The organism is Streptomyces sp. NPDC096048, assembly GCF_044763415.1.
Taxonomy (GTDB): domain Bacteria; phylum Actinomycetota; class Actinomycetes; order Streptomycetales; family Streptomycetaceae; genus Streptomyces.
Genome location: NZ_JBIWGG010000005.1, coordinates 49385 through 62985, shown reverse-complemented (window position 1 = coordinate 62985; position 13601 = coordinate 49385). Strand labels below are relative to the sequence as shown.

Genomic DNA, 13601 nt, shown 5'->3' with positions numbered 1-13601 from the left:
CGACCCCGGTGTCGTACGGCGCCCGGGTCGTCCGCCGTCCACGTCGGACCGCCAGCCGTCCGCCGGTCTTCTTCCAGATGGGTTGCGTTGAAATGGACAAGGAACAGAAGCTCCGGGACTACCTCCGCCGGGCCAGCGCCGACCTGAAGCGCTCGCGGGAGCGGGTGGGCGAGCTGGAGGCGGCGGCCACCGAGCCCATCGCGATCGTCGGGATGAGCTGTCGCTACCCGGGTGGCGTCAGCAGCCCCGAGGACCTGTGGCGGATGCTGGAGGCCGGTGCGGACGGCATCACCGGCATGCCCGCCGACCGCGGCTGGGAGGCCGCCCTCGGCGACGGGCCGACGGATCTCGCGGGCGGCTTCCTGCACGACGCGCCCGCATTCGACCCGGACTTCTTCGGCATCTCGCCCCGCGAGGCGCTGTCCATGGACCCGCAGCAGCGGCTCCTGCTCGAAACCGGCTGGGAGGCGTTCGAACGGGCCGGCATCGACCCCGCCGGGGTGCGCGGCAGCCGTACCGGCATGTTCGTCGGCGCCATGCCGCAGGACTACCGTGTGGGTCCCGACGACGACGTGCAGGGCTTCCAGCTCACCGGCAACGCCACCAGTATCCTGTCCGGCCGCCTCTCCTACTTCTTCGGCGCCGTCGGCCCCGCCGTGACCGTCGACACCGCCTGCTCCTCCTCCCTGGTCGCGGTGCACCTGGCGGCCCAGTCGCTGCGGGCGGGGGAGTGCACCCTCGCCCTGGCCGCCGGTGTCACCGTGATGGCGAGCCCCACCACCTTCGTCGAGTTCGCCCGCCAGGGCGGCCTGGCCGGCGACGGCCGCTGCAAGTCCTTCGCCGACGCCGCCGACGGCACCGGCTGGTCCGAGGGCGTCGGCGTACTCGTCCTGGAGCGGCTCTCCGAGGCCCGCCGCAACGGTCACCACGTCCTGGCCGTGGTCCGCGGCTCCGCCGTCAACCAGGACGGCGCCTCCAACGGCCTGACCGCCCCCAACGGCCCCTCCCAGCGGCGCGTCATCGAAGCCGCCCTGGTCAACGCCCGGCTGACCGCCGCCGACATCGACGCGGTCGAGGCCCACGGCACCGGCACCGTCCTCGGTGACCCCGTCGAGGCGCAGGCCCTCCTCGCCACCTACGGCCAGGGACGCGATCCCGAACGCCCGCTGCTGCTCGGGTCGGTGAAGTCCAACATCAGCCACACCCAGGCCGCCGCCGGAATCGCCGGCATCATCAAGATGGTCATGGCGATGCGCCACGACCTGCTGCCCCGCACCCTGCACGTGGACCGGCCCTCTGGCCACGTCGACTGGACCGAGGGCGCCGTCCGGCTGCTCACCGAGCCCGCCCCCTGGCCGCGCCGGCCGGGCGCACCACGCCGGGCGGGCGTCTCGTCCTTCGGCCTGTCCGGCACCAACGCGCACACCATCGTCGAGGAGGCCCCGGCCGAGTCCGAGGGCGCCGCGGAGGACGGGACGGCCACTCCCGCCGCCGAGGGCGCCGCGAAGGAGGGGACGGCCGCGCCCGCCGTCGAGGGCGCCGCGAAGGAGGGGACGGCCGCGCCCGCCGTCGAGGCCGGCACGCTGCCCTGGCTGCTTTCCGGCCGCACCCCCGAGGCACTGCGCGCCCAGGCCACCCGGCTCCTCGACCACCTGGCCGCCCGCCCGGGCCTGCGCGCCCTGGACGTGTCCCACGCCCTGGCCACCACCCGTTCCGCCTTCGAGCACCGGGCGGCGTTCACCGCCACCGACCGGGACACCGCCGTCGCCGCCCTCACCGCGCTGGCCGCGGGAGGGGACACCCCGGGCCTGAGCACCCACCAGCTGCGCGGCCGTACCAAGCTCGCCGTGCTCTTCTCCGGCCAGGGTTCCCAGCGACCGGGCATGGGACGTGAACTGTACGCCCGCTTCCCCGCCTTCGCGCAGGCCCTCGACGAGGTGCTGGGCCACCTCGACGCCGGCCTCGACCGCCCGCTGCGCCCCCTGATGTTCGCCGAGGAGGGGAGCGCCGAGGCGATCCTGCTCGATCGCACCGAGTACGCCCAGCCCGCCCTGTTCGCCCTCGAAGTGGCCCTCTACCGGCTCGTCGCATCCTTCGGCGTCACCCCGGACCACCTCGCCGGGCACTCCGTCGGGGAGATCGCCGCCGCCCACGTGGCCGGGGTGTTCTCCCTGGAGGACGCCTGCACCCTGGTCCTCGCGCGCGGCCGGCTCATGCAGGCGCTGCCCGAGGGCGGTGCCATGGCCTCCCTGGAGGCCACCGAGGACGAGGTCGCGCCGCTCCTGGCCGAACACCCCGGACGGGTTTCCGTCGCCGCCGTCAACGGTCCCCGGGCCGTGGTCGTCGCCGGCGAGCGCGGCGCGGTCGAGGACGTCAGCTCGCGTATCGCCGCCCTGGGACGCCGCACCCGCCGACTGCGGGTCTCGCACGCCTTCCACTCGCCGCTCATGGAGCCCATGCTGGAGGAGTTCCGGACGGTCGTCGCCGGACTCTCCCCGCAGGCCCCCACCATCCCGGTCGTCACCAACCTGACCGGCGCGCCCGCCACCCTCGAGCAGCTGACCTCCGCCGACCACTGGACCGACCACGTCCGGCACACGGTGCGCTTCGCCGACGGCGTCTCCTGGCTCGCCGGACACGGCACCGGCCAGTTCCTCGAACTCGGCCCCGACGCCACGCTCGCCGCCCTCACCCGTACCGTCCTGGACGATCAGGGACACGACCGGGCCGCCGTGCTGCCCGCGCTGCGCAAGGACCGCCCCGAGGCAGCCGCCCTCACCGAGGCCGCCACCGGTCTGTTCCTGCGGGGCACCGCCCTGCGCTGGAAGGGCTGGTTCGAGGGCACCGGCGCCGCCCGCGCCGACCTGCCCACCTACGCCTTCCAGCACCGCCGCTTCTGGCCCAAGGGCATCACCGGACTCCCCGGCGACCTGCGGTCCGCGGGGCTCGGCGCCGCCCACCACCCGCTGCTGGCCGCCGCCGTCACGCTCGCCAACTCCGACGGCCTGCTCCTCACCGGCCGTCTGTCGGCGCGCACCCACCCCTGGCTCGCCGACCACGCCGTGCGCGGCACCGTGCTGCTGGCCGGCACCGCGTTCCTGGAACTGGCCGTGCGGGCCGGCGACGAGGTCGGCTGCGAGCGGGTCGAGGACCTCACCCTGGCCGCGCCGCTGGCCCTGCCCGAGGACGGCGGGGTCCAGCTCCAGGTGTGGATCGGCAGCCCCGACGAGACCGGCCGTCGGCCCCTGAACCTGTACTCCCGCCCCGACGGTGAGGAGGACAGGCCCTGGACCCGGCACGCCGAGGGCACCCTCGCCCCCGGCGCCCACCCCTTCGGGGAGGCGGAGGAGTTCGACGCCGCCGTCTGGCCGCCCGCCGACGCCGAGCCCGTCGCACTCGACGGCTTCTACGACGGACTGGCCGACGCCGGGTTCTCCTACGGCCCCGCGTTCCGCGGCCTGCGCGCCGTCTGGCGGCGCGGCGAGGAGACCTTCGCCGAGGTCGCCCTCGACGCCGGACCGGCCGGCGACGCCCCCTCCTTCGGCCTGCACCCCGCGCTGCTCGACGCCGCCCTGCACGCCACCGCGCTCGCACCGCTGGGCGAGGACGCCCGTGGCGGGCTGCCCTTCGCCTGGCAGGACGTGACCCTGCACGCGAGCGGCGCCGCCGAGGCCCGGGTCCGCATCACCCCGGCCGGCGACGACGCCGTCGCCGTGGCCCTCGCCGACACCACCGGCGCGCCCGTCGCCTCGGTCGGCTCCCTGGTGCTGCGTTCCGCCCCCGACGCCCGGGGAGCCGCCGCCACCGCCCTGGAACGGGACGCCCTGTTCGCCGTCGACTGGGTACGGGTCCCCGGCAGCGCGGGGGAGCCCCGCACCGGCGCCGTCGGCCTGCTCGGCGCCGACCCGTACCAGCTGGGCGCCGCCCTCGCGGCCGCCGGGACGCCGGTCGATGTCCTCACCGGGGACGACCCCGCCCTCGGCGGCGACACGCCCGCGCTGGTCCTCGCCTGCGTGACGGGCGCCGGTGACGACGTCCCGGCCGCGGTGCACACGCTCACCGCACGCGTCCTCACCCGGCTCCAGGAATGGCTCGCCGCGGACACCCCCCGCGGCTCCCGCCTGGTGTTCGTCACCCGGGGCGCGGTCCCCGCGGGCCGGGGAGGCGTCACCGACCCCGCCGCCGCGGCCGTCTGGGGCCTGGTGCGCTCCGCCCAGACCGAACACCCCGGCCGCTTCGGCCTGCTCGACCTCGACCCCGCCGTGCCCGTGGGCGACGCGCCCGCCGCCCTCGCCGCCGCCCTGTCCGCCGACGAACCGCAGACCGCCCTCCGCGACGGCGCGGTACTCGGCGCCCGCCTCACCCGCGTCCGCCCCGGTGACGGTGACGCCGCCGTGCCCTGGAACCCCGAGGGCACCGTCGTCGTCACCGGCGGCACCGGCGGCCTGGGCGCCGAACTCGCCCGCCACCTGGTCGCCGCACACGGCGTACGGCACCTGCTGCTCGCCGGACGCCGCGGCCCCGATGCCCCCGGCGCCGCCGAACTCTCCGCCGAACTGCGGGAGTCTGGGGCCGAGGTGACCCTCGTGGCCTGCGACGTGAGCGACCCTGAGGCGGCGCGGCGGCTGTTCGCCTCCGTGCCCGCCGACCACCCCGTCACCGGCGTCGTGCACACCGCGGGCACCCTCGACGACGGGCTCGTGGAGTCCCTCACCGAGGAGCGCCTGGCCGCCGTCCTGCGGCCCAAGGCGGATGCCGTGTGGCACCTGCACCAGGCCACCCGCGACCTGGACCTCGCCGCGTTCGTGGTGTTCTCCTCGCTCGCGGGCACCACCGGCGCCCCCGCCCAGGCCAACTACGCGGCGGGCAACGCCTTCCTGGACGCCGTGGCCCGCCTGCGCCGGGACGCGGGTCTGCCCGGACTCTCCCTGGCCTGGGGCCCCTGGGTGCCCGCCGGAGGCATGACGGGCGAGCTGTCCGAGCGGGACCTGGAGCGCATGTCCCGCTCCGGCACGCCCCCGCTCACCGCCGAGCAGGGCCTCGCCCTCTTCGACGCCGCCCTCACCGTGCCCCGCGCCGCCGTCGTCCCCGCCCGTCTGGACCTGGCCGTCCTGCGCGGTCCCGGCGAGGTGCCGCCCCTGCTGCGCGGCCTGATCCGCACCCGGACCCGCCGCGCCGTGCGCACCGGCTCCGAGGCGGCCCTCGGCCTGGCCCAGCGGCTGTCCCGGCTCGACGAGGAGGCCCGCGCCGAGGCCGTCGTCGACCTGGTCCGCACCCAGACGGCCACCGTGCTCGGTCACGCCTCCGCACACGACATCGACCCCGAACGGCCCTTCCAGGAACTGGGCTTCGACTCGCTGACCGCCGTCGAACTGCGCAACCGGCTGGCCGCGGCCACCGGCCTGCGCACCTCCGCGACCGTCATCTTCGACTACCCGACCGTCGCCGCTCTCGCCGGCCACCTCCTGCTGGAACTCACCGACACCGCGCCCGAGCCCGCCGCACCCGAAGCCGGCCCGCAGGCTCGCGCCACCGCCGACGACCCGATCGTCGTCGTCGGCATGAGCTGCCGCTACCCCGGCGGCGTCACCTCCCCCGACGACCTGTGGCGTCTGGTCACCGAGGGCACCGACGCCATCGGCGGACTGCCCGTCAACCGCGGCTGGGACCTCGACCGCCTCTACCACCCCGACCCGGACCACCCCGGGACCTCGTACGCCCGTCACGGAGGCTTCCTGCACGACGCGGGCGAGTTCGACGCCGCCTTCTTCGGCATGAGCCCGCGCGAGGCGCTCGCCACCGACTCCCAGCAGCGCCTGCTCCTGGAGGCCTCCTGGACTGCCGTCGAGCACGCCGGGATCGACCCGGTGTCCCTGCGCGGCAGCCGGACGGGCGTCTTCGCCGGCGTCATGTACAGCGACTACTCGGCGACGCTCACCGACGAGCGCTTCGAGGGCCACCAGGGCAGCGGCACCGCACCGAGCATCGCCTCCGGCCGGGTCTCCTACGCCCTGGGCCTGGAGGGCCCGGCGGTCACCGTCGACACCGCCTGCTCCTCCTCCCTGGTCGCGACGCACTTCGCTATGCAGGCGCTGCGCGCGGGGGAGTGCTCGCTTGCCCTGGCCGGCGGCGTCACCGTGATGTCCACCCCGACCTCCCTGATCGAGTTCTCCCGCCAGCGCGGTCTGTCGCCCGACGGCCGCTGCAAGGCCTTCTCCGACGAGGCCGACGGCGTGGGCTGGTCCGAGGGCGTCGGCGTACTGGTCCTGGAGCGACTGTCCGACGCCCGGCGCAACGGCCACCGCGTCCTCGCCGTCGTCCGGGGGTCCGCCGTCAACCAGGACGGTGCCTCCAACGGTCTCACCGCGCCCAACGGGCCGTCCCAGCAGCGCGTCATCCGCCAGGCCCTGGCCGCCGCCGGGCTGACCTCCGCCGATGTGGACGCCGTCGAGGGCCACGGCACCGGCACCCCGCTCGGCGACCCCATCGAGGCCCAGGCCCTGCTCGCCACCTACGGCCAGGACCGCGACCCCGAACGGCCGCTGCTGCTCGGCTCCGTCAAGTCGAACATCGGCCACACCCAGGCCGCCGCCGGTGTCGCCGGCATCATCAAGATGATCCAGGCGATGCGGCACGGCGAACTGCCGCGCACCCTGCACGCCGGTGAACCCTCCCGGCACGTCGACTGGGAAACGGGCGCGGTCACCCTCGTCCACGAGAACACCCCCTGGCCCGTAACCGGCCGCCCGCGCCGTGCCGCCGTCTCCTCCTTCGGCATCAGCGGTACCAACGCGCACATCGTCCTCGAACAGGGCGAGCCCACGAAGGCGGCCCCGGAGACCACCGAGGCCGACGCCCCCGCCGCCGCGGCCGTCCTGCCCTGGACCCTGTCCGGCCGCACCCGCCCCGCGCTGCGCGCCCAGGCCGCCCGCCTCCTCGCCCACCTCGGCTCCGGTCCGGACGACGCCCCCGCCGACGTCACCCTGTCGCTGGCCACCACCCGCCCGGCCTTCGAGCAGCGCGCCGTCGTCGTCGGCACCGCCGAGGACGCCCGCCGTGCCCTGGCCGCGCTGGCCGCCGACCGCACCGACCCGGCACTGGTCCTCGGCGAGACGGGCGGTGCGGGCCGCACCGCCCTCCTCTTCACCGGCCAGGGCAGCCAGCGCCCCGGCACCGGCCGCGAACTGTACGAGCGCCACCCGGTGTTCGCCGAAGCGCTCGACGAGGTCGTCGCCCGCCTCGACCCGCTGCTCGTCGACGCCCACGCCGGCGCCCCGCACGGCTCCCTGAAGGACGTCCTGTTCGCCGAGGAGGGCACCCCCGGCGCCGCCGCCCTGTACGAGACCGGCTGGACCCAGCCCGCCCTGTTCGCGCTGGAGACCGCCCTGTACCGGCTCGTCCGCTCCTGGGGCGTGCGCCCCGGCGTGCTGCTCGGTCACTCCATCGGCGGGATCAGCGCCGCCCACGCCGCGGGCGTCCTCTCCCTGGACGACGCCTGCGCCCTGGTCGCCGCCCGCGCCCGCCTCATGCAGGCCCTCCCCGAGGGCGGCGCCATGTGGTCGCTCCAGGCGTCCGAGGAGGAGGTGCTGCCGCTCCTGGCGGGCCTGGAGGACCACGTCTCCCTGGCCGCCGTCAACGGGCCCTCGGCCGTCGTCGTCTCCGGCGACGAGGAGCCCGCCGGGCGTATCGCCTCCCACTTCGCCGAACGGGGCCGCACCACCCGCCGCCTGCGGGTCAGCCACGCCTTCCACTCGCCCCGCACGGACGCCGTGCTGGACGCCTTCCGCGAGGTCGCCGAGGGCCTGACCTACCACCCGCCCACCGTGCCCGTCGTCTGCGACCTCACCGGCCGCCCGGCCGAGGGGGGCGACCTGCGCACCGCCGAGTACTGGGTGCGGCACGCGCGGTCCACCGTCCGGTTCGCCGACGCGGTGCGCGCCGCCCACGAGGCGGGCGCCGCCACCTACCTCGAACTCGGCCCCGGCGGCTCGCTGTGCGCCGCCGCCCAGGACACCCTCGGCGACGACGTGGACGCCGACGCCGTCCCGCTGCTGCGCACCGGCCGTCCGGAGGACGAGTCCGCGCTCACCGCCCTGGCCCGCCTGCACGTGCGCGGCGTCCGCGTCGACTGGGCCGCCGTCCACCTGGGCACCGGCGCCACCACCGTCGAACTGCCCACGTACGCCTTCCAGCACGAGACGTACTGGCCGGACACCACCGCGCCCACCGCCCGCCGTACCGCCGGCCCTGCCACCGACCCGGCCGACGCCGCACTGTGGACCGCCGTCGAGTCCGGCGACGCCGCCGGGCTGGCCGGGCTGCTCGGCCTGCGCGACGAGGAGCACGCCTCCCTCTACGCGCTGCTGCCGTCCCTGTCGTCCTGGCGGCGCGCCCGCCAGGAACGGGCCGTCCTGGACGCCGCCCGCTACCGGGTCGCCTGGCACCCGGCGGGCAGCGGGGGCGCCCCCGTCCTGGACGGCACCTGGCTCGCCGTCACCACGGCCGCCTCCGGCGCCGACGCGGACACCGCTCCCGGCTCGCGCACCGACGAGGCCGCGGAGGTGCTCGACGCGCTGCGCGGCCACGGTGCCGTCCTCCGGCGCCTCGTCCTGGACGAGACCCACCTCGACCGCGACCGCCTCGCCGAGACCCTGCGCGCCGCCGTCGTGACCGAGGCCGCCGACGGCGGTGCCGGCGTCAGCGGCGTCCTCTCCCTGCTGCCGCTCGGTGACCCGGCCCGCCCCGAAGGCGGGTTGCCCACCGGCTTCGCCCTCGGCGTCGTCCTCGCCCAGGCCCTTGGCGACACCGGCGTCACCGCCCCGCTGTGGACCGTGACCCGCGGCGCCGTCACCACCGGCCCCGACGACCCCCTGACCCACCCTGCCCGGGCCGCCGCCTGGGGCCTGGGCCGGGTAGCCGCCCTGGAGCGCCCCGAGCAGTGGAGCGGCCTGGTCGACCTGCCGCCGGTCCTGGACGCCCCGGCCGTCCAGCGCCTGGTCAGCGTGCTCGCCACCCGAGAGGGCGAGGACCAGGTCGCCGTGCGCGCCGACGGCACCCTCGCCCGCCGCGTCGTACGCCACCCCGGCGACGACCTGCCCCGCGAGGACGAGTTCACCGCCTCCGGCACCGTCCTGGTCACCGGCGGCACGGGCGGGCTCGGCGCCGAGGCCGCCCGCTGGCTCGCCCGGTCCGGCGCCACCCACCTGATCCTCACCGGCCGCCGCGGCCCCGACGCGCCCGGCGCCGCCGAACTCCGCGACGAACTGGAGGAACTCGGCGCCCGCGTCACCCTCGTCGCCTGCGACGCCGCCGACCGCGGCGCGCTGGCCGCGGTGCTCGACGGTGTACCCGACGACGCGCCCCTCACCGGCGTGGTGCACGCCGCCGGTGTCGGCCAGGCCACCCCGCTGGCCGCCACACCGCTGGACGAGGTCGGCGCGGCGATGTCCGCCAAGACCCTCGGCGCCGCCCACCTCGACGCCCTGCTCGGCGACAGGGACCTGGACTTCTTCGTCCTGGTGTCCTCCGTCGCCGGCGTGTGGGGCAGCGCGGGACAGAGCGCCTACGCGGCCGCCAACGCCTACCTCGACGCGCTCGCCGAGAACCGCCGCTCGCGCGGCCTCACCGCCACCTCCATCGCCTGGGGACCCTGGGCCGAGGTCGGCATGGCCAGCGCCCACCGCTCGGTCTCCGAAGGCATCGAGCGCACCGGACTGCGGCTCCTGCGGCCGGACACCGCCATGGCCGAGCTGCGCCGCGCCGTCGTACGCGGCGAGAGCGCCGTCACCGTCGCCGACGTCGACTGGGAGCAGTACCACCCCGTCTTCACCGCCGCCCGCGCCGGCCGCCTGTTCGACGCGATCGACACCGTCGCCGCCCTGCGCGCCCCCGGCGCCCCGGGCGCCTCCGGCACGGCCACCGAACTGGCCGGCCGGCTCGGCGGCCTCACCGCCGAGGAGCAGGAGCGGCTGCTGCTCGACCTGGTGCGCTCCGAGGCCGCCGTCGTCCTCGGCCACACCTCCGCCGAGGGCGTGCCCGCCAAGCGCGCCTTCCGGGACGCCGGCTTCGACTCGCTGACCGCGGTGGAACTGCGCAAGCGGCTCGCCGCCCTCACCGGGCTCACCCTGCCCACCACCCTCGTCTTCGACTACCCGAACCCGGTCACCCTCGCCCGCCACCTGCGCGGCGAACTCCTGGGTGGCGCCGATCCGGCCGCCGATCCCGCCGCCGGACCCGCCGCCACCGACGAGCCCATCGCCATCATCGGCATGAGCTGCCGTTTCCCCGGCGGCGTCCGCTCCGCCGACGCGTTCTGGCGGCTGGTCGCCGACAGCACCGACGCCATCTCCGAGTTCCCCGTCAACCGCGGCTGGGACGCGGACGCCCTGTACGACCCCGACCCCGACCGGCCGGGCACCACGTACTCCACGCGGGGCGGCTTCCTGCACGACGCGGGCGAGTTCGACGCCGGGTTCTTCGGCATCTCGCCGCGCGAGGCCGTGGCCATGGACCCGCAGCAGCGGCTCCTCCTGGAGACCACCTGGGAGGCGTTCGAGCACGCCGGCATCGACCCCGCCTCGGTGCACTCCACACCCACCGGCACCTTCATCGGCTCCACCTACCAGGACTACGGCGTCGGCATGGACGACGGCTCCGCGGGTCACGTCGTCACCGGCTCCAGCCCCAGCGTCCTGTCCGGGCGCCTGGCCTACACCTTCGGTCTGGAGGGCCCGGCGGTCACCGTCGACACCGCCTGCTCGTCCTCCCTGGTGGCACTGCACCTGGCCTGCCAGTCGCTGCGCAACGGCGAGTCCACCCTCGCCCTGGCCGGCGGCGCCACCGTCATGACCAACCCGATGCCGTTCATCGCCTTCAGCCGGCAGCGGGCCCTCGCCCGCGACGGCCGCTGCAAGGCCTTCTCCGAGGGCGCCGACGGCATGACCCTCGCCGAGGGCATCGGCATGCTCGTCCTGGAGCGGCTCTCCGACGCCCGCCGCAACGGCCACGAGGTCCTCGCCGTCGTCCGCGGCTCGGCCATCAACCAGGACGGCGCCTCCAACGGCCTGACCGCCCCCAACGGACCCTCCCAGGTCCGCGTCATCCGCCAGGCCCTGCGCGCCGCCGGCCTGACCACGGCCGACGTCGACGCCGTCGAGGCCCACGGCACCGGAACCGCCCTCGGCGACCCGATCGAGGCGCAGGCCCTGCTCGCCACCTACGGTCACGGCCGTGACCCCGAACACCCGCTGCTGCTCGGCTCGGTGAAGTCCAACATCGGCCACACCCAGTCGGCCGCGGGCGTCGCCGGCGTCATCAAGATGGTCCAGGCGATGCGCCACGGCGAGCTGCCGCGCACCCTGCACGCCGAGGAACCCTCCAGCCACATCGACTGGTCCGGCGACACCGTCCGCCTGCTCACCGAGAACACCGGGTGGCGCCGGACCGACCGCCCACTGCGCTGCGCCGTCTCCTCCTTCGGCATCAGCGGCACCAACGCGCACGCCGTCCTGGAGCAGGCACCCCCGGTCCAACAGGACGCCACCGCCCCCGAACCCGCCCTCCCGGCGGGCGGCACCCTGCCCTGGATCCTGTCCGCCGCCGCCCCCGCCGCCCTGCGCGAACAGGCCGCCAACCTCGCCGCACACGTCACCACCGACGCCGCGCCGCACCCCAGCGACGTCGGCCACACCCTGATCACCGCCCGCTCCGTCCTGGAGCACCGGGCCGTCGCCCTCGGCCCGGACCTCACCGAACTCGCCGACGCCCTCACCGCGTTCGGCGCCGGTGAATCCACCGCCCGGGTCGTCCAGGGCGCCGCCGACACCGACGGGCGCACCGTGTTCGTCTTCCCCGGCCAGGGCTCCCAGTGGGCCGGCATGGGCGCCGAACTCCTCGACACCTCGCCCGTCTTCGCCGAACGCTTCCACGAGTGCGCCGCCGCCCTGGCCGCGTACACCGACTGGTCCCTCACCGACGTGATCCGCCAGGCGGACGGTGCCCCCTCCCTGGACCGCGTCGACGTCGTCCAGCCCGCCACCTGGGCCGTGATGGTCTCCCTCGCCGAGCTGTGGCACGCCCACGGCGTCACCCCCGACGCCGTGATCGGCCACTCCCAGGGTGAGATAGCCGCCGCCGTCGTCTGTGGCGCCCTCTCCCTGGAGGACGGCGCCCGCGTCGTCGCCCTGCGCTCCCGGGCCATCGGCCGCGTCCTGGCCGGAGGGGGCGGCATGATGTCCGTCCAGGTGTCCGCCGCCGAGGCCGAGGAGTACCTGGCCCCCTACGACGGCACGGTGTCCGTCGCCGCCGTCAACGGGCCGCGCTCGGTGGTCCTGGCCGGCACGCCGGAGGCACTGGACGCCCTCCAGGCCGAGTTCACCGCCCGCGACCTGCGCGCCCGCCGGATCGCCGTGGACTACGCCTCCCACTCACCGCAGGTCGAGCGCATCGAGGCGGAACTCCTCGACGTGCTCGCCCCGGTGACGCCCCGCACTCCCCGCCTGCCCTTCCGCTCCACCGTCACCGGCGAACTCCTCGACACGGCCCGCACGGACGCCGCCTACTGGTACCGCAACCTGCGGCAGACCGTCCGCTTCGAGGAGACCGTCCGCGCCCTGCTCGACACCGAGCACACCGTCTTCGTCGAGATCAGCCCGCACCCGGTGCTGACCATGGCCGTCCAGGCCACCGCCGAGGACACCGGCCGGCCGGTCGCCGCCGTCGGCACCCTGCGCCGCGAACAGGGCGGCACCGCCCGCTTCCTCACCTCCCTCGCCGAGCAGTGGGTCCGCGGCGGACGCGCCGACTGGGGCGCCGTGTACGCCGGCACCGGCGCCCGCAGGACACCCCTGCCCACGTACGCCTTCCAGCGCGAGCACCTGTGGGCCCTCGCCGGCCGCCCGGACGGCGGCGGGGAGGGGGACCCGGCGGACGCCGAGTTCTGGACCGAGGTCGAGCGGGAGGACGTGGACTCCCTCGCCGCCCGGCTCCGCCTGGACCGCGACACGCTCGCCCCGCTGCTGCCCGCCCTGTCCACCTGGCGCAAGGAGCGCCGGGACCGCTCCACCGCCGGCTCCTGGCGCTACCGCGCCACCTGGAAGCCGCTCGGCACGCTGCCCGACGCCCGCCTGGACGGCACCTGGCTGCTCGTCACCGCCGACGGCACCGACCCGGCGTACGCCGACTTCGTCACGGACACCCTGACCACGCACGGCGCCCGGGTGCTGTCCCTCGCGCTCACCGCCGCCGACACCGACCGGGACGCCCTCGCGGACCGGCTGCGTGCCCTGTGCGCACCATCCGCCCCCACCGGCGTGGTCTCACTGCTCGCCGACGCCGAGGACACCGGCGCCGCCCACCCGGTGCTGACCACCGGCCTCGCGCTGAGCGTGGTCCTGGTCCAGGCGCTCGGCGACGCCGCGATCGAGGCGCCCCTGTGGGCCCTCACCCGGGGCGCCGTCACCACCGGCCGCGCCGACCGCCTCACCCGGCCCGCCCAGGCCATGGTCCAGGGCCTGTCCTGGACCGCCGCCCTGGAACACCCGGAGCGCTGGGGCGGCACCGTCGACCTGCCCGACACGCCGGACCGGCGGGCCGGCGAACGG

At 76.3% G+C, this 13601-nt stretch carries 1 protein-coding gene (cut by a window edge); it reads left to right on the top strand.

Features of this window, described 5'->3' with window-relative positions; translation table 11 throughout:
• Positions 1 to 92 precede the first annotated feature (92 nt).
• Positions 93 to 13601 carry the 5' portion of a type I polyketide synthase gene (locus ACIQ6R_RS14490; protein ID WP_404221392.1) on the top strand. The gene runs 15423 nt beyond the window's last position, so 13509 of the gene's 28932 nt are visible here — the first part of the coding sequence; it begins with the start codon at positions 93 to 95; its stop codon lies off the right edge, out of view.